This window comes from Bacillus horti (assembly GCF_030813115.1).
GTDB classification, from domain to species: domain Bacteria; phylum Bacillota; class Bacilli; order Caldalkalibacillales; family JCM-10596; genus Bacillus_CH; species Bacillus_CH horti.
Genome location: NZ_JAUSTY010000006.1, coordinates 174134 through 198341 on the forward strand (window position 1 = coordinate 174134; position 24208 = coordinate 198341).

At 38.5% G+C, this 24208-nt stretch carries 27 protein-coding genes; 20 read left to right on the plus strand and 7 right to left on the minus strand.

Going from position 1 to position 24208, the window contains the following annotated elements; genetic code table 11:
- Nucleotides 1-52: 52 nt before the first annotated feature.
- From J2S11_RS08990 to J2S11_RS09020, 7 genes are all read left to right on the plus strand, one after another.
- Nucleotides 53-991: a helix-turn-helix transcriptional regulator gene (locus J2S11_RS08990; protein WP_307393708.1), complete on the plus strand. Its 939-nt coding sequence runs from the start codon at nucleotides 53-55 to the stop codon at nucleotides 989-991.
- A gap of 25 nt (nucleotides 992-1016) precedes the next feature.
- Nucleotides 1017-1352: an MGMT family protein gene (locus J2S11_RS08995; RefSeq protein WP_307393710.1), complete on the plus strand. Its 336-nt coding sequence runs from the start codon at nucleotides 1017-1019 to the stop codon at nucleotides 1350-1352.
- A 157-nt stretch (nucleotides 1353-1509) separates the two neighbouring features.
- The gene (locus J2S11_RS09000; protein WP_307393712.1) at nucleotides 1510-2232 is read left to right on the plus strand and encodes an MBL fold metallo-hydrolase; all 723 of its coding nucleotides are present in this window, start codon (nucleotides 1510-1512) and stop codon (nucleotides 2230-2232) included.
- 22 nt (nucleotides 2233-2254) lie between these two features.
- Entirely contained in the window at nucleotides 2255-2836 is a 582-nt protein-coding gene (locus tag J2S11_RS09005; protein WP_307393716.1) for a TetR/AcrR family transcriptional regulator, read from the plus strand.
- 611 nt (nucleotides 2837-3447) lie between these two features.
- On the plus strand, nucleotides 3448-4719 hold the full coding sequence (locus J2S11_RS09010) for a M20/M25/M40 family metallo-hydrolase (protein WP_307393719.1): 1272 nt from the start codon (nucleotides 3448-3450) through the stop codon (nucleotides 4717-4719).
- A gap of 165 nt (nucleotides 4720-4884) precedes the next feature.
- Entirely contained in the window at nucleotides 4885-6201 is a 1317-nt protein-coding gene (locus J2S11_RS09015; protein WP_307393721.1) for a serine hydrolase domain-containing protein, read from the plus strand.
- A gap of 87 nt (nucleotides 6202-6288) precedes the next feature.
- A complete protein-coding gene (locus J2S11_RS09020; RefSeq protein WP_307393723.1) occupies nucleotides 6289-6834 on the plus strand; it encodes a hypothetical protein in 546 nt (181 codons plus the stop codon).
- A 131-nt stretch (nucleotides 6835-6965) separates the two neighbouring features.
- Here the strand turns inward: J2S11_RS09020 and J2S11_RS09025 are convergent, their stop codons facing one another.
- Nucleotides 6966-7187 carry a hypothetical protein gene (locus J2S11_RS09025; protein ID WP_307393727.1) on the minus strand — a complete coding sequence of 74 codons (222 nt, stop codon included), beginning with the start codon at nucleotides 7185-7187 and terminating at the stop codon, nucleotides 6966-6968.
- 264 nt (nucleotides 7188-7451) lie between these two features.
- A complete protein-coding gene (locus J2S11_RS09030; protein ID WP_307393730.1) occupies nucleotides 7452-8528 on the minus strand; it encodes a M42 family metallopeptidase in 1077 nt (358 codons plus the stop codon).
- A 198-nt stretch (nucleotides 8529-8726) separates the two neighbouring features.
- Here J2S11_RS09030 and J2S11_RS09035 point away from each other — a divergent pair, with 198 nt between their 5' ends.
- The 4 genes from J2S11_RS09035 to J2S11_RS09050 all read left to right on the plus strand — a co-directional run bounded on the left by J2S11_RS09035 (nucleotide 8727) and on the right by J2S11_RS09050 (nucleotide 11579).
- The gene (locus tag J2S11_RS09035) at nucleotides 8727-9575 is read left to right on the plus strand and encodes an SDR family oxidoreductase (RefSeq protein ID WP_307393731.1); all 849 of its coding nucleotides are present in this window, start codon (nucleotides 8727-8729) and stop codon (nucleotides 9573-9575) included.
- Between the two features lie 126 nt (nucleotides 9576-9701).
- Nucleotides 9702-10601: an AEC family transporter gene (locus J2S11_RS09040; protein ID WP_307393734.1), complete on the plus strand. Its 900-nt coding sequence runs from the start codon at nucleotides 9702-9704 to the stop codon at nucleotides 10599-10601.
- A gap of 247 nt (nucleotides 10602-10848) precedes the next feature.
- A complete protein-coding gene (locus J2S11_RS09045) occupies nucleotides 10849-11121 on the plus strand; it encodes a CD3324 family protein (protein WP_307393736.1) in 273 nt (90 codons plus the stop codon).
- Between the two features lie 146 nt (nucleotides 11122-11267).
- Complete coding sequence (locus tag J2S11_RS09050; protein ID WP_307393739.1) at nucleotides 11268-11579, plus strand: hypothetical protein; 312 nt, start codon at nucleotides 11268-11270, stop codon at nucleotides 11577-11579.
- On the opposite strand, the gene J2S11_RS09055 is transcribed toward J2S11_RS09050, so the two are convergent.
- Both J2S11_RS09055 and J2S11_RS09060 read right to left on the minus strand, forming a co-directional pair.
- Nucleotides 11560-12795: an MFS transporter gene (locus J2S11_RS09055; protein ID WP_307393743.1), complete on the minus strand. Its 1236-nt coding sequence runs from the start codon at nucleotides 12793-12795 to the stop codon at nucleotides 11560-11562. The two genes, J2S11_RS09050 and J2S11_RS09055, sit on opposite strands and share 20 nt — an antisense overlap.
- A gap of 210 nt (nucleotides 12796-13005) precedes the next feature.
- The gene (locus J2S11_RS09060) at nucleotides 13006-14088 is read right to left on the minus strand and encodes an ArsR/SmtB family transcription factor (protein ID WP_307393745.1); all 1083 of its coding nucleotides are present in this window, start codon (nucleotides 14086-14088) and stop codon (nucleotides 13006-13008) included.
- Between the two features lie 218 nt (nucleotides 14089-14306).
- Here J2S11_RS09060 and J2S11_RS09065 point away from each other — a divergent pair, with 218 nt between their 5' ends.
- Nucleotides 14307-16103, plus strand: coding sequence for a S9 family peptidase (locus J2S11_RS09065; protein ID WP_307393748.1), 1797 nt, complete (start codon nucleotides 14307-14309; stop codon nucleotides 16101-16103).
- A gap of 111 nt (nucleotides 16104-16214) precedes the next feature.
- On the opposite strand, the gene J2S11_RS09070 is transcribed toward J2S11_RS09065, so the two are convergent.
- Both J2S11_RS09070 and J2S11_RS09075 read right to left on the minus strand, forming a co-directional pair.
- Complete coding sequence (locus J2S11_RS09070) at nucleotides 16215-17123, minus strand: selenium metabolism-associated LysR family transcriptional regulator (RefSeq protein WP_307393751.1); 909 nt, start codon at nucleotides 17121-17123, stop codon at nucleotides 16215-16217.
- A gap of 22 nt (nucleotides 17124-17145) precedes the next feature.
- Nucleotides 17146-18174: a YeiH family protein gene (locus tag J2S11_RS09075; RefSeq protein WP_307393754.1), complete on the minus strand. Its 1029-nt coding sequence runs from the start codon at nucleotides 18172-18174 to the stop codon at nucleotides 17146-17148.
- A gap of 291 nt (nucleotides 18175-18465) precedes the next feature.
- On the opposite strand from J2S11_RS09075, the gene J2S11_RS09080 reads away from it, so the two are divergent.
- Nucleotides 18466-18987 (plus strand): hypothetical protein, encoded by a 522-nt coding sequence (locus J2S11_RS09080; RefSeq protein ID WP_307393757.1) that lies wholly within the window; start codon nucleotides 18466-18468, stop codon nucleotides 18985-18987.
- Nucleotides 18988-19084: 97 nt separating this feature from the next.
- Here J2S11_RS09080 and J2S11_RS09085 read toward each other — a convergent pair whose 3' ends face one another.
- Nucleotides 19085-19336: a hypothetical protein gene (locus tag J2S11_RS09085; RefSeq protein WP_307393760.1), complete on the minus strand. Its 252-nt coding sequence runs from the start codon at nucleotides 19334-19336 to the stop codon at nucleotides 19085-19087.
- A 310-nt stretch (nucleotides 19337-19646) separates the two neighbouring features.
- Here J2S11_RS09085 and J2S11_RS09090 point away from each other — a divergent pair, with 310 nt between their 5' ends.
- From J2S11_RS09090 to J2S11_RS09120, 7 genes are all read left to right on the plus strand, one after another.
- Nucleotides 19647-20153 carry a hypothetical protein gene (locus J2S11_RS09090; RefSeq protein WP_307393763.1) on the plus strand — a complete coding sequence of 169 codons (507 nt, stop codon included), beginning with the start codon at nucleotides 19647-19649 and terminating at the stop codon, nucleotides 20151-20153.
- Between the two features lie 138 nt (nucleotides 20154-20291).
- Complete coding sequence (locus J2S11_RS09095; protein ID WP_307393765.1) at nucleotides 20292-20852, plus strand: GNAT family N-acetyltransferase; 561 nt, start codon at nucleotides 20292-20294, stop codon at nucleotides 20850-20852.
- 10 nt (nucleotides 20853-20862) lie between these two features.
- Nucleotides 20863-21414: a DUF2569 domain-containing protein gene (locus J2S11_RS09100; protein WP_307393767.1), complete on the plus strand. Its 552-nt coding sequence runs from the start codon at nucleotides 20863-20865 to the stop codon at nucleotides 21412-21414.
- Nucleotides 21415-21911: 497 nt separating this feature from the next.
- Complete coding sequence (locus J2S11_RS09105) at nucleotides 21912-22211, plus strand: SRPBCC domain-containing protein (protein ID WP_307393770.1); 300 nt, start codon at nucleotides 21912-21914, stop codon at nucleotides 22209-22211.
- A complete protein-coding gene (locus tag J2S11_RS09110; RefSeq protein ID WP_307393772.1) occupies nucleotides 22208-22525 on the plus strand; it encodes an ArsR/SmtB family transcription factor in 318 nt (105 codons plus the stop codon). The genes J2S11_RS09105 and J2S11_RS09110 overlap by 4 nt, the downstream gene beginning before the upstream one ends.
- 28 nt (nucleotides 22526-22553) lie before the next feature.
- The gene (locus J2S11_RS09115; RefSeq protein ID WP_307393775.1) at nucleotides 22554-23267 is read left to right on the plus strand and encodes a futalosine hydrolase; all 714 of its coding nucleotides are present in this window, start codon (nucleotides 22554-22556) and stop codon (nucleotides 23265-23267) included.
- Complete coding sequence (locus J2S11_RS09120) at nucleotides 23264-24097, plus strand: 1,4-dihydroxy-6-naphtoate synthase (RefSeq protein ID WP_307393778.1); 834 nt, start codon at nucleotides 23264-23266, stop codon at nucleotides 24095-24097. The genes J2S11_RS09115 and J2S11_RS09120 overlap by 4 nt, the downstream gene beginning before the upstream one ends.
- Nucleotides 24098-24208 lie beyond the last annotated feature (111 nt).

The following is a 24208-nucleotide window of genomic DNA, read 5'->3' on the forward strand; positions in this document are numbered from 1 at the left end:
AGTAGTATACATAAATAAGGTGACAGGAAATGGCACCTATAAGGAGCTTTTTATGAAAAAAAGTGAGCGCTTAAATCAAATGCTTCGCTTTATCAATAAGAAGGAAATATTCACATTAAAGGATTTAATGACTGAATTTCATATTTCTAAAAGAACAGCACTACGCGATATCGATTCTTTAGAGGAAATCGGTGTTCCGCTTTATGTGGATTATGGGCGCTATGGTGGATATCGATTGATTAAAACAATGACATTACCCCCGATTTCTTTTACGAGCCAGGAGGTGTTTGCTCTTTACTTTGCTATGCAGGCTCTACAAAGCTTTACTAGTAGTCCGTTTCGCATATCGTTTGAGTCTATCAATGAGAAATTCTTAGATGGCGTTTCACCAAAGCAACGGGAGCAAATTCAAAGCTTTAAAGACAGAGTATCCATTTATCATGCAGAGCACACACTGGAAACCGTCTTTCTTGAGGATCTTTTACTTGCAGCAGTTCAAACTAAAAGCTTACTTATCAGCTATACAACCGCAAAACAAACAACAAATCGGCGAATCCAGCCCATCTCTATTTCGGCCATGCGAGGCTATTGGTATTGCCAAGCGTACGATATAGATAAAGAAGCTTACCGTGTCTTCCGCTGTGATCGGATTACTTCGCTAGAAGTCTTAGAGCCTCAGCCAGCTTTAAGTGTAAATATGGTGAATATACAAAACGCATTAAGTCTATGGAAACCAACGGAGCAAGCCATTCCTTTTAAATGCTCAATTAATTCGTTAGGTATAGAAAGATTTAAGCAACATCAGTTTCCTTCAATGAACATACAAACGGAGGATGAAGATACCTTTTTAACAGGCACTTTCGAACCTACAGAATATAACTTTATGGTTTCCTACCTAGCTAGCTTTGGTAAGACTATACAACTCATTGAACCTCTCTCATTAAGAGAACAACTGAAAGAGTACTACATAGATCTGCTAAACCACGTATAAGGTGAATAGATGGAAAGGTGATATTATGCAGCCCTTTACCCAAAAAGTAATTTCAATTATAAAGCTGATTCCTGCGGGAAAAGTGATGTCATACGGACAAATCGCTTCTTTAGCTGGAAGCCCCCGAGGAGCAAGACAGGTTGTACGTATTTTACATTCAATGAGTAAAAAATATCAGCTTCCGTGGCATCGAGTGATTAACTCGAAAGGGGAAATTGGCTTGAGAGACTCGGATTCCTTCGAAAGGCAAAGATTTTTGCTTGAATCAGAAGGCATCGAATTTCTTGGTGAAAAGGTTGTGGATTTAGAGAAATTTAGCTATGTTCCTTCCTTAGATATTAGTACGGAAGAACTGTTTTAGTAAAAATCTATAAGCAGAATATTAAACAGTTTTAAAGGTGAATAACTACCAAACTCTAGATAAATTCTATACTCTGAGTAAAAGCACTTGCATAAACTAATAATATTAGTTATATTATTACTAACGATATTAGTTTATAAAAGGAGTGTGCTTTATAATGCGCATTACAAAGGAGAAGCATGTCTATCAGATAACATTTTACCCAACCTTATTTCCAGTAAATTGCTACTTAATCGAAGAGGAGGACGATCTAACATTAATTGATACCGCTTTACCTAATAGCACAAATGATATTTTGAATGCTGCTAAACAGATTGGCAAACCAATTAAACGGATTTTACTGACTCATGCTCATTCGGATCATATTGGAGCGCTGGACTCGTTAAAAAAAGTTCTTCCAGAGGCACAAGTGTATATTTCTAGAAGAGAAGCCAAATTGTTGGAAGGGGACCGAACCCTACTTCCTTCTGAACCTCAAACACCTGTCAAAGGTGGGGTTCCCAAGCCTAATAGCATAAAAACGGCACCAGATGTCCTGTTGGAAAATGAAGATCAAATTCACTCATTAGTGGTACTATCTACGCCTGGTCATACTCCAGGTTCCATATCCTTTTTAGATAGACGGACTAAGGCTATAATAGCTGGTGATGCTTTTCAAGTACGGGGTGGTGTAGCAGTATCCGGTCAATTAAAAGCCCTCTTTCCATTTCCGGCTATAGCCACCTGGAGTAAAGCTATGGCCTTAGAAAGTGCTGAGAAATTAAGAGCTTTTCAACCATCATTGCTTGCTGTTGGCCATGGCAAACTATTACTAAACCCTCTTGATCAAATGGATTCAGCGATAAAAAACGCAAAAGAAAACCTAAGCAAGAAAAAATAAATGATAGGAAGGGAGAAATAAAATGTCACCAAGAAAGGGACTTGAGCTAAGGGATATATTAAGTAAAGCGACGGAAATCGCTGATACGAAAGGGGTAGAAGCTGTCACATTAGCTACATTAGCTAGAGAGCTTAAGGTAAAGTCTCCTTCACTGTATAACCACGTAGATGGTTTGAATGGATTAAGAAGGAAGCTGGCCTTATATGGCACAGAAAAGCTCTATGAAGTGTTATCTAATGCTGCGGTTGGTAAAGCTGGAGATTCAGCATTGCTGGAGATTGCTGAGGCATATCTTAAATTCTCAAGAGTACACCCTGGATTGTACGATTTGACCCTAACGGCTCCAGACCAAAAGGATACTGAGCTATTAAAAGCGTCAGAGAAAATATTAAATTTAGTGCTTAAAGTTTTAGAGTTTTATCACCTTGAAAAAAACGATGCCCTTCATGCTGTGAGAGGATTTAGAAGTATCATACACGGCTTTGCTTCATTGGAGCAGAAAGAGGGATTTAAGCTTAACCTTGATCGTGATGACAGCTATAGGTTTTTAGTAGGCACCTTCTTAACAGGCATACATGCTGTACAGAAAAAGGAACATGAATAAGAATTCATATAAACTATTTATTAGGGGTTATAGCGTTAAAGCTTTTGGGGAGCCGAAGCGGAATTATCATTGCAGCTGTTACATTTAGTCATTGGTTGCTGGATCTAATGGTTCATCGTCCTGATTTAGCCATTTTACCTGGTATTTATGAGGCTTGCCTTTACTAGGCTTAGGCTTATGAACTACCCAGTTGCTGCTTTTATAGTTGAGCTAGTCTTAATAGGCTTCAGTCTATTCTTGTACACACGCTGCAAAATACATACTCTAGCATCTAAAAGAAAAGCTATGACTATTTCAGGGATTGTGGCTTTCATTCTAATAGCAACATTACTGTTAGACATATCTTAAAATATTTAGTTGGTCTAATTGGGGGGTGTCAATTAGCATCAGAGTGAAAATCTAAAGCCAACTAGATATGCTTCTGCTAATCAAAAAGAGAGAAATCATGAAATTAAATCAAAAATCAGATAATGATAGGGTATAATAAGATAGAATCGAACTGTTAGTCGTTTAATAGATTTTTATTGCACACTTTTCATTCATTTTAGCTAATCTTATCTATACTTGCTGAACTAGATTTCTTCAAACTAAACGTAGCAGGAGGAGTTCCCATGACAGAAAAAACGAGCACGAACACTCACACTTCTTATGAGATTGGTGATGATGTTCAAAACACGTACACACAATTATTAGAGGATTCTAAGGTTCAAGCAGGCCTAATCTTCCTAGAGCAGGATAATGAGAGAACGGTAGAGGATCAAATAGAAATTACAGAAATTCCAGCCCCAACCTTTGATGAAGCTGAACGGGGAAAGGATTACAAAAAGAGATTAGAAAAATTAGGGATAACACATATACAAACAGATCGTGTTGGAAATGTGTTTGGAATTAGACCTGGTGTAGGAAACGGACCAAAACTATTTGTTTCTGCTCACTTAGATACCGTATTCCCAATAGAAACAGATGTGAAAGCTATACGTAAAGACGGTAAAGTTTATGCTCCAGGTATTTCTGATGACGGACGGGGACTTGCCTCTGTATTAACTTTAATACGTGCTTTGAACCATGCTGATATTCAAACTACAGGAGATATTATCTTTGGTGCTACCGTGGGAGAAGAGGGGCTTGGAGATTTACGGGGGGTTAAAGCATTCTTCGAAGAACAACTGGACATAGATGGGTTTATCTCTATTGAGCCTGGTGACCCTTCTAGAAACACTTATTTAGGGACGGGAAGTCACAGGTATGAGGTCACTTTTACAGGACCAGGTGGACATAGCTTTGGAGATTTTGGAAAACCAAGTGCTATTCATGCTTTAGGGAGAGCCATCTCAAAGATCTCTGATGTAAACACACCTAACAAGCCTCGCACTACTTTTACAGTAGGCACAATTGAAGGTGGAACATCAGTTAATACCATTGCTGCAGAAGCTACCATGCTTGTTGATATGCGCTCTACATCGCAGGAGGAATTGTTAAAGCTTGAAGGGCAGGTTCTTTCCTTTATTGAGCAAGCAAAGGATGAGGAGAATAAACGTTGGGAAGGCATAGAAGGCATTACAGTTGAGCTGAAGCTTGTTGGAGATCGTCCAGCCGGCTCACAACCTGCTGATGCCCCTATAGTTCAAGCTGCTATGGCATCTTCGCAGGCCTTAGGCTTTGAAGCTATTTTAGGCGAACCGAGCAGCACTGACTCAAACGTTCCCATTAGCTTGGGAATTCCAGCCGTTACGTTAGGTGGCGGAGGGAAGTTCGGTGGGGCTCACACACTTGGAGAGTATTTTGATCCTACTGATGCTCATTATGGTGTTCAAAAGATCCTGTTAACCATCCTTGGTTTAGTCGGGGTAGAGGGAGTATCTAATCCTATTTTAGCGAAATAATTAAATGTGTATGCCAGCCTGTCTTTAGAAAGTATATAAGTGTTTTGAAAGGTATTAAAAGGCGAGTAGAGTAACTCGTCTTTTTACTGAGAAATCGTCATCCTTATTTATATTGCAATTAAATAAGGATAAAGTGATACAGAAAACGAGATAGGAGCGAAGATTATGGCTTACCTATGGACGGAGTTTGAAAGCTACTTAGCAACAAAATTGGAGGAGCTGCCTATTGCGGGTTTAGCTATTGCCGTGTCACAGAATGGAGAAACGATTTATAAAAAGGGTTTTGGTTCCCGCAACCTCCAATCAATGGAGCCAGTTACTCCTGAAACAATCTTTGGTGTAGCTTCTATTACAAAATCATTAACTGCATTAGCTATGATCACTCTTGATAGTGAAGGCGCGCTTTCCATCGATGATGCTGTTATAAAATATTTACCAGATTTTAAACTACATCATGTAAAGAATATGAGTGATATTAAAATCTACCATCTTCTCTCACACTCAACCGGTCTAGCACCTATTGCTAGAAAGGAAGAAATAAATAATTTGCCTGATCACCTAACTCACTTATCCTCTGCTGAGCATATTAGTTTGGGACAGCCGGGTGAATATTTTAGTTACTGTAACGATACATTTCTACTTGCTGGAGCCATTATAGAGAAAGTAACAGGTAAGCTCTACAGACGATATATAACGGAAAAGTTTTTGAATCCATTGCAGATGTATCGCTCCACATATAGCTTAGAAGAGGTCGAAAAATACGAAAATGTAACGATTCCATATACGTATAACCCTAATCAAAATGAATATGAACAACAGCCCTGGCCCAAGCTTGGAAACTATGAAGTAGGAGGGGGATTACGTTCAACAGTAGAGGATCTTCTAAAGTATGGGCAAGTTTATCTTGATTTACAATATACGAAAGATAAACATCCATCTAAAGAAAAAACACTCAGCAAAATGTGGACAAACTTAATCAAGGTTAGGCAAAATTCCTTCTACGGCTATGGCCTACTAGCGACGGCTAATTATTCAAATGTAACGTTAGTCGAGCACGGAGGCTCCCAGCCAGGAGTTTCTTCTCATTTCGGGTTCATACCTGAAAAGAACGTTGTGGTTGCTGTCCTATGTAATGTTTCAAATGTACCTGTCAAAGATATTTGGTTACGTGCAGTGAATACTGTACTACAATTACCTTTGGAACAGAAACGTTATGTGTTAAGTAGCTACGAAGCAACTCCTAATGAGCTTGAAAGTATAATTGGTGCTTATAGTTCAGCAGAAGGGCATCATGTTCAAATTTACTTTTTTGAAGGTCAGCTTTTAGCTGAAGCAAATGGAGAGAAGATGGCTTTATCTGTAGTAGATAATGAGACGATACTAATTAACAAGAGTGGAGAGACAATTCAGCTCTACTTTAATTCTAATGAAGCAAGACCCTGGTCCATACTATTTGGGATGCGTATGTTAACGCGTATTTGAGATTTTTTATTTAGAGCAATTTCTCAATCGAAGCCGCTTTTCTTTTAGGTTATGATATAATATCTCCAGGATGGGAGGTGAACAAGCTTGGAGGAATTACTAAGAACATTTATGACACAAATAAATAGTAGATTTGATCAGTTTGAGAGTAATGTGAATAGTCGCTTTGAGAAAATTGATCAGCAATTCGAGGAAGTGAACAATCGCTTTGAAAAAATTGATCAGCAGTTCGCGGAAGTAAACAATCGCTTTGAGAAAATTGATCAGCAGTTCGAAGAAGTGAACAATCGCTTTGAGAAGATGGATGAACGTTTTAATCATCTTGAGGAAGACATGAACACTCGCTTTGAAGAAGTGAACAATCGCTTCGAGAAAGTTGATCAGCAGTTCGAGGTAGTAAACGGACGCTTTGACCGTGTAGACTTCCGTCTAGACCGGTTGGAAAGTGATGTTCGGGACATCAAACAAAGTGTTGCTCGTTTAGAGCAAAATCAGCCACAAGATATTATGGCCATGTTAAAGCGCATGGATAAAAAGCTAGATCGTAAGGATGATGAATACGCTGCATTAAATAAAAGAGTTTCCATATTGGAGGCAGATTTTATTCGTTTAGAGAAACATATTCAAGTGTAAGACCTTAGTTCCTCTTAAGTTGAATAAAACAATCTTTACACTTCGCATTTTTCTACTTATCTGCTTGTACAATTACAAATCACACTAATTCGAGCAGATTTATGTCATCTGCTCGAATTTTTATTTTTCTATTACCAAGTAATCTTATATTTAACAGAGCCTTGTGCTGACTTAAATGTAAGCTCGATAAACGTATCAAATGAAGGTTCATCCCAGTAAGCAGGAGCCTCTAAATCATGCTTTCTTACAAACTTTTGAATAGCATCCTCTAATGACCCAGCCAAAATGACATGATCTTTCTCTATAAAAAGAGAGATGTCTGTTTCTAACAATTCAAATCTATATTTTTTCACCGCTTATTCTCCTAGTTTTATCTTTATGATACCAAACAAAAGTCTATTTATAAAAGAAAAACTATATTATTTTGATTGTGATCAATGCTCCTCTTTACTTCATAATTGAAAAAATAGCTTAGAATTAATAAAAGCTAAAGTACATAATAAAAACTATTCAAACCTTCATCTCAAAAAGGTAGGAATAGTTTTTATATTCTTAGCTTATTTTAATATGTTGTTTAAATAGGTATATAATTAATGACTTACGAACTCCAAAAGAACTTATATAAAGTTTAAATCTCCCCATTCCTGATTTTCACGAATAAGAAATTCAAGTAGAGTAAGTCCCTGCTCAAAATCGTTCAAATTCGCCACTTCTACCGGAGAATGAGAGTAGCGGCGGGCAAACGTGATAGCTCCCGATAGTATTCCTTCTCGTTCAATATGGACGGCAGCAGCGTCCGTCGTTGCCCCGCTCATGACTGCAAGCTGATAGGGAAGACCTAAATTCTCGGCTTGTTTAACAATCAGCGCTTTGATTTGTGGAGACATGATATTCCCTCTTACTGAGCCACCAGCAAGTGCAGGAATGACTGGTCCTTTACCAATGCTAACTGGATAGCCACTCCCCAAACTATCTGGTGTATCCGCACATGGAATCGTATCGAGAACAAAGGCATAGTCTGGATTGACTTTATAAGCGGCTACTTTAGCTCCACGTAGACCAACCTCCTCCTGTACGGTAACGACTCCAACCAGAGTACCAGCAAACTGTACATCCTGTAGCTTTTTAAACAGCTCTAAAAGCAATACACAGCAGCTCCGGTTATCGATCGCTTTGCCACAAATCAGATCAGGGTTCGTAAACTTTTCGATATCACTCATATATGTAATGGGTGAGCCAATTTGAATGCCAAGCTCATTCACTTCTTCCTTTGATGAAGCACCAACATCAACATAAAGACTATAGATAGAAGGGACCTTGCTTCTTTCTTCAGGAGTTTGCAAATGACCAGCTTTTACACCAATTACACCTAAGTGGCCATTCACATTCACTTTTCTGCCCACCATGAGAGATTCTATCATACCACCCGTTCTTTCAAGACGAAGGAATCCACGTTCATCAATATCTCGAACGACACATCCTATTTCATCGGAGTGAGCACTAACCATAATCGTCGGCCCTGGGGAAGTTCCTTTTTTATAGGCGTACAGGTTTCCCATACGGTCTACTTCTACGTGATCGGATAGAGGGGTAAACCACTCTACCAGCTTTTTTACGACGTCTTGTTCCTGTCCAGGGCCACCTTGTATACTGGCTAATTCCTTTAACTGATCATAGAATATTTGTTTAAACATATGCTTCTCCTCCCGAATCATAATTACGTGTCATAAACCTTTACTAGATTCTTTAATCTTTACATAGATTCATATATTTCGCAATTCGTAATATTTACATATCTATATCAAAAGAAGGATAAGCGATTTAAAGCCTGGTGTGATACACTTTTAGATATCAAGACTAAACGAACAAGAAATTAATGGGGTGAAGAAGGAATGGAGGGTAAAATTGTTATTGTTACAGGTGCTAATGCTGGTATGGGACTGGCGACTACGATAGAGCTTGCAAAGCTTGGAGCGACGGTGATCATGGCATGTCGGGACAAAGAACGGGGGAAGAAAGCTTTGCAGGTTGCGCAGGAGGAAAGTGGTTCCCAACACATTCATCTGATGACCTGTGATCTTGGCTCATTCCAAAGTATACGGACTTTTGTAGAGGAGTTCAAAGTCGCACATAGCCATCTTGATGTATTGATTAACAACGCTGGTGTAGTCACGATAAAGAGAACTGTAACACCAGAAGGGCATGAAGCCATGATGGGAGTCAATCATCTTGGACATTTTTTACTGACAAATTTATTGCTTGACTGGCTCGCTCGTGCAGATCACGGTCGAGTGGTTGTGCTTTCTTCAGGAGCCCATAAAGCAGGAAGAATTCATTTTGAAGATCCTAACCTGACCAAGAGCTTTAATGTGATGAAGGGATATGCTCAGTCCAAATTAGCTAATACTCTCTTTACTAAAGAGCTGGCAGAGCGGTTGAAGGGGACTGGTATTACAGTAAACAGTGTTCATCCAGGAGGCGTTTCCACTAGTTTAGGTGTAGATCGTAAGAGCGGCTTTGGCAAAACGATCCACTCTTTGTTACGTCCATTCTTTCTTACTCCAGCTCAAGGAGCAGAAACAGCCGTTTATTTAGCAACAAGTCCTGAAGTGATTGAGGTCAGTGGTGAGTACTTTTATAAGAAAAAAGTAGCTCCCGTTGCTAAGCAAGCAAAGGATAATCAAGCTGCCAAGAAGCTATGGGTATGGAGTGAAGAAGAAACTGGCCTTCTAAGATCTTAAATATGGTCTAATTACTTCAATATAGAACCTAACATTTCGTAAACCGTAGTATTCGTGTATACTTAATAGAATATATAGAGACAAGATTAGGAGTAGGGGATGTAGCAGCATGAGTGGTGACTTGGCATGACGATTTTTATTCAAGTTGTTTTGCCTGCCTTGTTAATCTTTGTGGCAGGCTTTGTTGTTCAGCGCTGGAAAAGGATGGACATTAAATCCATCTCTACATTTGCTGTGTATCTATTAACACCGGCATTAGTATTTCAGACGTTTTATGATGTTGAATTTGATCAGCAATATTTGTTTATGACTATTTTTTGTTTCATTTTGCTGTTCGCCATTATTATTGTGAATAAAATTTACTCACGGATACGTAAGTTTCCAAGGGACATAGAGAATGGCTTAATTCTTTCCACTGCCTTTATGAATTCAGGAAACTATGGGACACCGATTATATTATTTGCTTACGGAGAGACAGGCTTTGCTTATGCGATTTCTTTCATGATCCTACAGTCTGTGATTATGAATTTTTTCGGAGTGTATTACGCAGCTAGTGGTCGATTAGGGTTTAAAGACTCCTTAAAATCTATAAGTGAAATGCCCTTAACCTATGCCCTTATTCTTGGAGTGTTCATGAATGTTTTTGACATTCATATGCCTGAGAACCTATACACAGCTATAGATCTAGTTGGTCAATCTGCTGTACCTGTTGTGATGGTTATTCTAGGGATGCAGCTAGCAGAACTGAAAATTGATAAGGTCATCAATAAGGAAAAATTAATCTACGGAACGATTGTACGAATGTTTCTTTCTCCAATCATTGCCTATGTTTTCGTACTTCTTCTGCCTATTGATCCTTTACTAGGAAAAGTTATTATTGTCTCAGCAGCCATGCCTACGGCCGTGACAACAGTGATGTATGCTTTGCAGTTTAACACTTCTCCAAGACTGGTTTCGGCGATAGCTTTGGTAACTACTCTTGTCAGCGTGTTTACAATTACGATTCTTATAACCCTGTTGGGATAAAATGGAGGTCTATTCAAGTAAGGTCTATTCCTCAACAAAAGTTTAATCCATCTACTCTTTAAGGAGGTGAGGTTTATGGCACTCAACCGGATAGTGTTAGATACGGCAGCGTCCCAGGCAAAGCCTAGTGTTAGGAAGGCGATACTTTGCGTGGGGTTGAATAATTAAATACATCGCCCAAATAAGCTTTTCTATTATGGCTGGCTTTGCCCCTTATTTTAATTATATAAATAAGGAGCTGGCAAACATGAGCTATGTGAAAGAAAGCCGCATTTTACCTAAAAAGCTATTAACTGAAATACAAAAATACGTTCAAGGTGAAACGATATATATCCCAAAGCCTGAAACCTCTCGCCAGAAATGGGGAGTACGTTCAGGAACAAGACAGTGGATTGATGAACGAAATGCACTATTAAGAAATGCATTTAAAAACGGAGCATCGATAGATCAATTAGCTGAACAGCACCATCTGTCTACAGAGACGATTAAAAAGATTGTCTATTCTAAATCATTTAAGTAAGCAAAAAAAACACTGATCAGAATGGTGAGATCAGTGTTTTTTATGGTTCTTTTGTTTCACAACTATTCTCTCCCTATACTGCCCTTGACTCATTAGCTAATATAAGAGATGCAGACTTAGAAGCTTTAGAAATTGGGGTGTTCGAAATGGAACCGTTTTTAAGAAATGATCAGTATAATTATATTAAGTATCAAACAAAAATCTTAATTAATGGACATGCAACCATAAACGATAGGCTATTAGGATTACAGGGTAGTTTTAACCCTCAATACAGAAAAGAGTACTGTACGATATGTCATAAGCTTGAAGAGGTAGGGATGTTCATGATTGAAACGAAAAGATCTATAGATGGATCCTTTACTAGAAAGGGAAACCTCATATGTCAAAACAGTCAAACCTGCAATCACAATATCATGGGGCTTGATAAATTAGAGACATTCATTCAATTGAAAGACTAGCCTCTTTCTCTTTATTTGTTCTTAATTCATTGGCAAAAGGGTAGCATAACGCGATACCAGTCAGCGCCACACATATCCCTGAAACGAGAAGAACGGTGTAGACAGAGATCTGATCAATCAAAACAGAGCCTAGCATCGTGCCTAGTGGTACTGTTACGAATGACATTGTAGAGAGAAGACTCATAACTCTACCCATTTTGTTCTCTGGAACAATCGTTTGAAATAGTGTGGTAATCCCTACACTTGCCAAGCTCACACCTAAGCCAAGGATAAGAAAAAATGTCATCATAGTCAGATATCCTGGGAATAAGCCTGCTAGCAATAGGGCAACCCCTTCAATAGTTAAGCCAAAGATAGCCATTTTTATTTTGTCTTTAAGAACATTCGTAAAGATGAGCAAACCTCCAACCAACGCTCCTACTGAAATGGAGGATTGCAGGATTCCCAAGCCCTGTGATCCTATCTCTAGAATTTGATTCGCAATAAATGTTATATAAACCGTTATCGGAGCCAAGAAGAAGTTAATGATTACTCCTCCAGCTATAATCAAAAATATCAGTTTGCGACTAGAAAGAACATGAACAAGTCCATCCTTAAACTGTTGAAAAAAGTGTCCTTCTACGTCTGTACTCTCTACCGATCTTATAGTTATTCTAGAGTGAAAAAGTACAGCTAAAAGAAAAGCTACACCACTTATGGCAAAAGTCACCCAAATATCTGTCACGGCAATCAAGATTCCAGCAAGAGCTGGTCCTAAGATATTGGCCAATTGCTGGGTCATTTGGGAGAGGGAGTTTGCGTTTGGGAGCAAGCTCTTATCTACTAACAAAGGAATAGAAGCAGAGAGGGCAGGACTAAAGAAAGCTGACGCAATGGATGAAGCTATGACTAAAGCATAGAGCAATATCATGGAGTAATCGATAAATACACTATAGGCAATGAGCAAGATAAGGACTCCATTTATGATGTTGCTAACAAGCAAGATCTGTTTCTTATGATTTTTATCTGCCAAGACTCCGGAAAAGGGCAGACAAAAGATAGCAGGCAGAGAAAAGCAAATGACACTTAAGCCTAAGGCGATCGATGAGCCTGTCGTTTCTATGACATACCACATGAAAGCAATATTGCAAAAACGATGGGCGACTACGGATAAAGTCTGCCCTAACCAGAGCCATAGGTAATTCTTATCTTTGAATAAGCTACTATCAAATTTCATTGTGTATTCCTCCTGATTATTAATATTGTTAATTTAATTATCGTGATAATTATGTTTCGATAAATATCGAAAGTTATCTTAAAAAAAGAGAAATGAATCAGCCTACTAACAGCAGATTAAGCTTTATCATCTCTAAATAGACAGTAATAACTTAGCATTTAATTACATGACATAATTTTAGCTTATAAAAAACAGAATGAATTATATTTGTTAGTTCATCAAAGATTTGGTTAGATGCTGCATCAGTTTTTCTATCTCATCCTTGTTTACCTTAAAATAGACTTTGTTTTCCATCCTTGTAGAGCTCACAATACCGATAGAAGCCAGAACAGACAGATGATGCGAGATAGTTGAATTGGACAACTCAAGCTTTTGTGCTAGCTCATACCCATATAAGGCTCCATTGCTTAAATGTTTAATAATCCGAATTCGTTTTTCATCGGCAAGGATTTTAAAGGCATCAAAAGCTTGTTTTTCATCAATCGTTGTTTCCTCAAGACTTCGAACATGCTGAACACCATAGACATATAGGTGACAGTTTCTTTCTGCTAACTCAGAGGACAAGGAAGCCTTATGATAGAAGTAAGAGGGACAAAGAACAATGGATTGAGCTGAGTCTATAACTTCCCCATGAGTTCTGAAAAAGGGAAAGATATCCTTTAATATTTCCTTACCCCTACTATCTATAAGGGCACGGATTTCTTGTGCACTTTTTGTTTGATGCTCTAGCCAGGACATGACTTCTTGACTAAAATAATGCTCATAACAAAGGGTTATTAGTTTTATTAATCTATTCTTAGTTTCCTTTAAATCAGTATATAAGTAACTCAGCTTCCATTTCTCTATTTCAGGTAGATTGCTCTTTCTGATAAACTGAATAACTGCCTTAAAATCATTGGGATCTACCGTATCCTCTGGCGTAAAGCCTGTTTGTAGAAAGGAAGAGTATAGTTGATCAGCTGGAGTCCTTTCTAAAACGGAAATAAACTCTTCAATAGATTCGTAGCAATTGTTCTTCAGGGCAAAGCCAATCATCGTTAATCCAATGAAGCTTTCATAATGGAAAAAAACCTCTAGCTCCTTTTTAATATGTTCAGATAAGGTATTTCTTGTTTTTTCAACCCATTGATTTAATTTGAATTGATGAGGGTCATCTGCTCCTGTATTCTTAGGATCATTGTCATTATTAATCTCAAGCTCCTCATGACTCTGAAGCCTATACATGGAGGCTAGCAGCTCAAATACTGGAGATATGATCACTTTAATATGATGAGTAGTGTGATTTTGATTCATCTTTTCCTCCAAATAGTTTTTATTGAGTTTAATTCTATAGATTAATTCGATTATTGTCAAATGTATATTTTTATCAATATAGAATATGAAAGTGAAATGTATTTCGTTCTCCCTCTAAAGACGGATATATGCTCATACTCTAGGCTTATTGAACACCATCTTCAATATGCTTATACTAAAAAGTAGGAATAGTTTGTATTTTGTGAAATAAAAAGGAGATGGTTCAGTTGATTACTTTCCCCAAACCTACTATTGAGCAATTCTTAAGAACGTATTTAATCTCAAATTTTGCTGTTTCCAGGGATGAAACGAAGCTAGTATATAGTAGCAATATGAATGGAAAATTTAATTTATGGGCCCTTGATTTACCTGAAAAACGCCCATATCAGTTTGCTCAGCACGATCAGGCCTGTGATTTTCTAGATTTTGATCAAGATAATCGTTTTTTATTAGCTGGTTTTGATCAGGATGGGGATGAGAATTTCCATATCTATGCTTTACCATTTGAAGGTGGTCTGCCGCAGCCGTTAGTCGCTGGTGACAAATCGGATAGATTTTTCTATGAAAAATTGACTAAGAATGGAGAGCACCTCTACTATGTAACGACTAAAGATAATCCAAGTCTTTTAAACTCTCATCGCTATAATATAAAAACAGGAGAGGATGAGCTTATATATAAAGGATCAGAAACGGCCACATCTTTAGGTGCTGTAGCTCCAGAAGAAGAAAGCTTTGTAACCACTCAATTTTATAGCAATGTCTTTTCAATTTCATATGTTCATACCAAAGCTGGTAAGGTTTCTTTAACCCCTGACCCGACTAAGGTGCATTCTACTCGAGGAATTGTCTATCAGAATGACTCATCTCTATTTTTTATTACGGACTATGAGAGTGAATATCCTTATGTCGCTCATTTCGATATTCCCTCACAGACATTTACCCCTTATTTAAGCATTGAAAATGAAAGTGTGACTACAATAAAATGGCATGAACAAACTCGTACTTTGTGGATCATAACAGAGAAAGGCGTCGTAGATCATCTCTACGCCTATGATACTGTTAATGAAAAGCTAATAAAGGTCGATACTCCAGTCGATATCATCGAGCAATTAACAATTGCAGATAGTGGAACAGTTTATATACTAGGAAAAAGTGCTGTTCTTCCTCTGAACATTTTCTGCAAGAAAATAGATGAACAGTGGGAGGCGCTGACAGCTAATAGAGTGTTAGGAGTAGCAGAAGACAGGCTAGTTGATCCTGAGATTGTCTCATATAGTTCCTTTGATGATTTAGAAATCGAAGCTCTGCTTTTCCGAGCTAAGGAGGATGTAGCTAACGGATACACTGTTTTTTGGCCCCATGGTGGACCACAAGCTGCTGAACGAAAGTCCTACAGAGCGTTGTTTCAATGCCTGTTGAGTAGTGGCTACAATATATTTGCCCCTAATTTTAGAGGGAGCTCCGGCTATGGGTCTACATTTATTAAGCTTGTGGAAAGAGATTGGGGTGGCGGACCGCGACTTGACTGTGTAGCTGGAATAGAATGGCTTTTTGAGCAAGGGATATCTAATAGGGAGAAGCTATTTGTTGTAGGAAGAAGCTATGGGGGTTACATGACATTGTTGCTTGCTGGAAGACACCCCGAATACTTTAAAGCAGCCATTGATACGGTAGGACCAAGTAATCTATTTAGCTTTATTGAATCTGTACCTGAGCACTGGAAACCATTAATTAAGCTAGTAGTTGGAGATCCAATTGAAGACAAGAAAAAGCTGGAAGAGGATTCCCCGATTAGGTATCTAGATCAGATGAAAAATCCAATCTTCATTATTCAAGGGGCCAATGATCCAAGAACTGTAAAACGAGAATCTGATCAAATTGTTGAGGCGTTAAAAGCTAATGGAGTAGACATAGAATACCTAGTGTTTGAAGATGAAGGTCATGACTTTGCTAAGAAAGAAAATGAAATCATAGCGTATAAGAGAATGATTGAATTTTTGGATAAGCATCAATAGACACCTCTCTTAAGCAGCATTTTTTGTCGAGTCGAATGCTTTGTTATCCTCTAGAAACCTGCCATTTCCTGCGCTTACCTAGGAAATAATCATTATTTCTCCAAGCATTCCTTACATACTTGACCAATGATCTGAGGCAAAGTTTAAAAATGCCTCCGTAGCAGAAGAGTGAGTGGAGGTAGGACCATGAACCATAGAAAATGATCGTTTAAATGACACACCTTGAATAGGAACGGTGCGTAAAGAACCTAGCATCAGTTCCTTTTTTATGGCTGCTTTTGAGATAACAGATATTCCAGCGCCAGATTCAACCATGGATTTTATAGACTCTGTACTAGCAAGCTCCAGAATAATATTAAGCTTATCTAAGGGCAGCTTATGCTGACTGAAGCTATCCTCCATTACTTTACGGGTTCCAGAGCCTTCTTCTCTAATAATAAAAGGAAGTTGAAATAACTCCGTAACAGAAATACTATCTTTTTCTGCCGAAATTAGCTTTGGATCCTTGGAAGAGGTAATAACAACGAGTTCATCCTCCATAAAGGGATGAAACACCAGATCAGGATGAGAGATAGGTGCCTCAATGAAACCGATATCTATGGCACCATTAGTTAATTTTTTAATGATTTCATTTGAATTAAATAGTTCTACTAGTAAGCTCACATTGGGATAAGCTTTTTTAAAATCTCCTAATAAGGTGGGGATCACATATTCACCTGTGGTTAGGCTAGCTCCGATATGCAAGCTCCCATGTACAGAGGAAGTTAGTTGAGCAAGATCCTTCTCCGCCTTGTTAAGCAATTGTAGAATTTGTTGAGCATAGTGAAAAAGGATCTTTCCTGATTCAGTAAGCTCAACTTTTTTTGTCGTTCGCTCAAACAGCTTTACCTGAAACATTGCTTCAAGCTGCTGGATTTGCATACTGACTGTAGGCTGTGAAACGTGTAAGAGCTTGGCGGTATCGGAAAAGCTTTTTTGTGTAGCTGCCGTTGTAAAAACTTTTAAATGCTCAATGTTCATCTGTTCAACACATGCCTTTTCATTAGAATATCAGCAGGAGAAGGGGAACGAGCAGAACTAATGCTAGAAAGCCCATACCCCCAACTAGAATTGGTTTATAACCTGCTTGTTTAACATCCTGAAAGCTAATACTTAGTCCAAGTCCTGCCATAGCCATAGCAAGAAGAAACACACTTGAGCTAACAGAAAAGTGAATGAAGCCTTGTGGAAGCTGGACTAAGGTATTAATCATGCAACTCGCCAGAAAACCTACTATAAACCATGGAACAGGAAGCTTTTTAAGCTTAACTCTATTTTTCTCCTGAGCATCACTAGGCTTAAATAAATAAGCTAATACGATGGCTGCTGGAATGAGTAAGACAACTCGTCCTAGCTTAACAAGGATGGCAATCTCTTCGCTTGTGGAGCCACCTTGCGCACTTGCAGCAAGAACATGAGCAAGCTCTTGAAATGTAGCGCCGACAAAGAATCCGTAGAGATACGGGTCCACGTTTAAGATAGGATAGACGAATGTAAGCACAACTGTTCCAATCGTGCCCAAAATGGAAATACAAGCTATAGATAGAACCGTATGTGCTTTTTTAGCACCTATCAATGGAGCTACTGCAACAATAGCTGCTGCTCCACAAATTGCCGTACCTACAGCAATTAAAGCTGTATAAAATCTATCGAGCGAAAGCCAACGACCAATTAAAATAACGAGCACGATAGTAAAAACAATGACTGTGATATCTATCAGTATAACAGAAAACCCTGCTTCAATAATCTGGTTGAAGTTGATGCGAAACCCCATTAAGATAATTCCTGCTCGTAGAAGCATTTTACTACTGAAGGTTACTCCCTCTTTTGTATGTGTTGGTTGTCCGAAAATGTGCCTCCACAGCACTCCTAATCCTATAGCTAAGATCATAGCTCCTATCACGGAAAGTACAGGTAGCTTTGATAAGTAGACGGCTATGCTTGCTAATAGTAAGGTTAAGAATATTCCTTTTATGAAATCGATAGTAATGACATTTTTCAATCTATATAAGGTGCTTGTTAGGTTTTTCATGTTGATTTTACGCTAAGCTATGTAAGCTTATCCTCCTTTTCACTCTCTATATACCAACAGTAGCACAGCTAAGCTGGTTCATTTATTCGAATCTATAATGCTGCTTATTTAATACGCTTATAAATAAGCGTGTCGTAAAAGTTAAATGAGTGAAAGTGAAAATACAAGAAGGGATAACGGGGGAGGTCATTGCTTCATTCGAGGGGTAGGTAACTAGAAAAAACTTGTTTCTGAAGAAAGAAACCAACAAACTCTCCCACTCGTATATATTGATTAAAAGGAGGTAAATCAATGACTACTTTTTCAATGATAAAAAAAGAGCAGCAATTCCATATATATAATTCTGACGGGGTTAAACTAGCTGAGGTCCGTAAGCTACACGCGGAGCACTACGAAAAAGACCACGCCTTTGTTTATAAAAGCAGAAACGATGATCGCTTCGTCCATCTAGGCGTAAAAAAGGGACGACTTCTCTTTGCTCAATATTTACTTCAATTCGACCATGAGAGCTATTTGTTTCAAGATCACAAAGCAAAAACATTACTTTATTATGCTGTTTCAGGAAGTATAAAGGGAAAGCCTATTTATCTAGAGGAGAATTGGGATGGCCACATTGAGCTAAAGGAAGATGGGGACAAGGTAGCTATTTTGAAGCCTTATTTAATTAGGAGTGGAGCTGATATCGAGATCCTTCAAGAAGCTGATAATGAGCTTTACTTACCAATCCTGACGCTTTTTTACTTTATGTATCAGATTTATAAAAAAGAGTCGGATTTTATTGATGATCTTATTGAAGAGGTGGTGGATTTCTAAACGTGACCGTAGTAGAAAAAAGAGCTTAAACGATCGTTTAAGCTCAAAACAATATATATAAAAGATGTCATGTATATATACAGACAAGGATTATCTCTTAATATGGGTAACCTCCATATGGGTAAGGATATGGTGGATAATACGGTGGGTAATAAGGTGGATATATTGGAATTACAATTGGCCTTGGAAAGAATGGGCGATGGAAAAAAGGTCTTCCAAAGGGTCTTCCAAAAGGGCCTCCAAAAAATGGTCTTCTCCCACCAAAGAATACTCTTTCATCATTCCCATACGCTGAATCCACAGAATATGGGGCATTATTTTCTTGACTTCCCATTTGCTGATCGTACATGTTTATACCTCCTCATTTTTATCTCTTTTTCTTTATAGAATATGAAAAACTGAAAAAAATTCTTGGGTGTTTGTCACGAGCCTCTCAACTTTTACCTATTTTTTTTGAGAACAGATTAGACATATAGAATGAAGGAGAAGGACTAGAGTTTAAGATGAATCGGAGGGACGATAAAATTTATATATATATAGGAGCAAAGGTAGAAGCAATAGAGGGATCAATAAACAATTGTAGAATGAATATAAGGTGTGATTTAAATAACTTCTTAGAGTAGGAGGAGAGGAACATAGAATATATAAGAGATTATGCGATGTATGTAGCGATATTTGGCGTTTTTAGTATGAGTTGGTTTGGTTGGGCGCAAGAAAATCCTAGAAAGAGCTGGAGAAAGTACCTTGGAATGGCTTCAGGACTTTCTCTTTTAATCGGACTACTAGGTGTATATTTAAGTGTTACTCACTGGAATGAAGCAACTGTTCTTTCTAGTTCAGCAGTATTCAGGAATTATCTTATATTTGTATACATAGAGTTTTTCTTAGCTGGTCTAGGAGCATTTCTGTTGATCAAATTCAAAAGAAAAGATTTTGTAGCTCCTTGGATCGCATTTATTGTAGGTATTCACTTCATTTGGCTAAAAGAAGTCTTTCAGGATGCTAGCTTGTATGTATTAGCCGTACTTCTTGTTACTGTCTCGATCATCTCACTTTTCATTTCGAAGAGGCTAAGTGTACCTAACAGTGCTATTACCGGGATTGGCTCAGGAATTGTATTATTAGGATTCGCCATATTAGGTTTAATAAGGTTTTTGTCCGTTTAGTTTTTGAAGCTTAGAATCATTATCATATTTTTGTAAAATAATCAAGAAACTGTCGATATAAAAATAAACGGGTACATTAGGGCATAATTTTTTCATTTATTCTATGATCATCTTGCCACATAGATAGGAGGGAAAGTTTTGAATCCATTACTTTTAGAATTTCCAACTGAGTTTCATACAGAACGTCTTCATATCAGGATGCCTTATCCAGGAGATGGTCAAAAGGTACATCATGCAAAATTAGCATCGATGAAGGAACTGCGACCATGGATGCCCTTCGCCCAAGAAGAGGGAACAGAAGAAGAGACAGAAGCCAATATTCGAGAGGCGTATGTTAACTTTTTAAAACGCGAAGATTTGAGATTTTTAGCGTTTTTGAAGGATACAGGAGAGTTAGTTGTTTCAACAGGCTTACACCGAATCAACTGGAAGGTGCCGAAGTTTGAGATAGGCTATTGGGTTGATACCAGACACAGTGGGAAAGGGTACGTCAGTGAGGCTGCTCAAGGGCTCGCAGATTATGCCTTTGAACAGCTAAAGGCACGTCGTGTAGAAATTCGTTGCGATGCGCTGAACGAGAAAAGCCGAGCTGTTGCTGAAAGAATTGGCTTTCGATTAGAAGGAATTTTAAGAAACGATAGTCTTTCAGTCACTGGTGACGAACTTCGTGATACATGTATTTTTGCTAAAACAAAATAAGAGAAAGACAATGGTAGGTGTGAGGATGAATCCAGATACAAATCAATCAAGCCGTTTAGATGTTCAACCACAGGATATAAAAAAAGAATTCGATAAGAAAACCAAGCAGGTTTCTGGTTTAGGAGGATGGCTCATCCTCCCACACTTAGGACTAATTCTCACTATCATCTTGCATACTTATAATCTTTTAGAATACTCTCTACCAGCTCTTCTTCCTTTAACTTGGGAGCCATTAACGACACCTGGATCTCCTTATTACCATCCGTTATGGGGACCCGTTCTAATTTATGAGGCTATATTGACACTTGCATACATTTTGTTTGCTGTTGTGGCTATAGTTCAGTTTTATAGGAAAAAGGCGATTCTGCCTAAATTAATGATTATTTTCTATGCCGGTTCATTATTGTTTAGTGTGGTAGATATCATCTTAGTTAGCCAACTGCCTGATATGACAATTACGGCTGAGGATCAAAAAGAAATTGGGCGCTTACTAGGTATGTGTGCGATATGGATCCCCTACTTTATCAGATCAAAGAGAGTTAAAAACACTTTTGTCAATTAATGGACATAAAGTTTACCGTAATAATATTATGTAAACTAAATATGTATTTTTCGTTAGCTCAACCAACAGTGGTTGGGCTTTTTTTAAATGGGAGGATCATTAAGCTTTAGCCATTATCAATTAGGCATACTTAGAGAATGAGAAGGAAAGAAGGGATAAATTCAATAAAGCTTAGAGCAAGATAAAAGCATTCTATTATCTTTGCATGTGTTAAGCTGACAGAAATGAAGAAAGGGGTATAAATATTATGATGATGCCTGATGCATTTGAAGCCACTTGGTAGGCAAGAATAGAAAACATGTTTTTAATAAATATGGGCAATTTTATAGGAATATAGATATGTTTTGGTCAATCATGAGCTTTTCATGGTTGGCCATTTTTGTCCTTAAACCTCTTCATCTACATTAATAGCGTTAGCACTCATTTTAATTCCTTGACAGATATATAACCGTTAAGTAATATAAATAGAAAGAGTTGCCTGGAGGAGGTTTCTTACTATGCTAGCGACGGGAATCATTAAAGAGTTGAAACCTGAAGATGTTTTCGAATATACTTGGATTAGTCCTGAAGCGGATGAGACTTCCGTAAGATGGGAGCCAGAGGAAATAGAGGATGGCTGTAAACTTGTACTGACTCAATTCTTTCCTCATTCTTCTGAGTCCAGCATAGATAAGATGTTAGCAGGGTGGCAGGTTCATTTAGAAATGCTACTTGAGGCATTAGAGGGACAAGCGATAGACTTTCCATGGGAACACTGGGAGGAGTTACATCAACAGTATAAGGATTTGATTGGATGAAGGATACAAACATTTTTGAGATATTAGCGGAGCCAAATCGCAGGTATATTCTCGATCTATTAAGAGAGCGCGAACGGGCTGTAGGGGAGATTGTGGAACAAAGTGTTTTAAGTCAACCAGGTGTCTCTAAGCATTTGCGCATCTTAAGAGAAGCCGGTTTGGTCGAAGTTAGGCAGGATGCTCAACGACATTTGTACAGGTTAAGAGCACAGCCATTAGCTGAAATTGATACCTGGTTAGAGCCCTATCGACAATTTTGGTCCACTCAATTGGATGCTCTGGAGAAATTCCTAGATGATGAGGATGACGAGTAGGTCATTCTATAAAAGGAGATTTACACTGATGACTATCGGGGAAGAGATGAATCATCGTACTAGATTACATTCTTATTTAAATAGAAGTAACGAATCCTCAAGCAACGTATTAATTATGACTGCTGTTCAAGCGGAAAAAGAGGCTATTCTAAGGGGAATCCAGCATGATCCCAAGTTTGAGGTTCAACTAACAGGAGTTGGACCTGTTGCTGCTGCTACTGCTACAGCGAAAGCGTTGTCTAAAAAGGATTATAGTTTGGTCATTAACGCAGGGATTGCAGGGGGCTTTCCAGGACAAGCTCAGGTAGAATCCATTGTCCTAGCCACTGAAATTGTTTCAGGTGATTTGGGAGCTGAGACACCTACTGGTTTTAGCAGCTTAGATGAGCTAGGGTTCGGTACAAATAAGCTTCAGGTCGATCATGAACTTATGATTAGAATTAGTGAGGTTCTACAGCTTGCAGAATTACCGGTACACATAGGCCCAATCGTCACCGTATCAACTGTAACAGGGTCAGCTCAAGCGACCGAAGAAATGGCTAATCGAGTACCGGGGGTTGTTGCAGAAGGAATGGAAGGCTACGGGGTAGCTTATGCTGCCCATGAGAATGAGGTTCCAGTGATCGAGATACGTAGTATTTCGAATTTAGTTGGACCACGAAATCGCGATGCATGGCGTATAAAAGAAGCTTTAGGTCAGTTAGAACAGGCCTGTTCAAGCTTAGTGGGGGTGCTTACATGAAGATAGCTTTTTCACCGTGTCCAAACGACACCTTTGTTTTCCATGCTTGGGTTCATGGACTAATTCCCGATGCTCCAGCTCTCGATGTGATGTATGCAGATATTGACATCACTAATCATCTAGCTGCGAACAGAGAAGGACCAGAGATTTTAAAAATTTCCTATGCTGCTTTACCATGGGTTTTATCTGACTATAACCTGCTACAATGTGGCGGTGCGTTAGGTAGAGGGTGTGGACCTTTAGTGCTGACTAAAAAAGAGGGGACAACACCGGAGCAGCTCATTGGCAAACGAATTGCTGTGCCTAGTGAGAGATCTACGGCTTACCTTTTATTTAGGCTATGGGTGGCTCAGCAGGTTCCAGGTAAAGTCAGTGAAATTGTAGTGATGCCTTTCCATGAAATTATGCCAGCTGTACAAGATGGAAGCATAGATGCGGGCCTTGTTATCCATGAAGCTCGTTTCACGTATCCTTCCTATGGTCTACATATGCTAGCTGATCTGGGGAGCTGGTGGGAAACAGATACCAACCTACCCATCCCATTAGGAGCCATAATTGCCCATAAATCCCTTGATGCTGAAGCCATATCAAACTGGATTCGTTCCTCTGTCAAACACGCATGGGCTAATCCTACTCTGGCTCAGGAATATGTCATGCAGCACGCACAGGAACTGTCTCCAGAAGTAGCTCAGTCTCATATTGACTTGTATGTAAATGAATTTACGGCAGATTTAGGGGACAATGGGAGAGAAGCTGTACACGCGTTACTAACTCGAGCAGAGAAGGAAGGACTTGTTCCAGAGTTTGATTCTAAGCAGTTGTTCAGGTAACAAAGCTAACATAAAGCTAAGTTTAAGTTGAATAGACATAAGAATGAAATTGATACAGAATCTCAAATGAGAGTAAATAGATAATAAAAAGCAATCCCCACTGAACGGAGC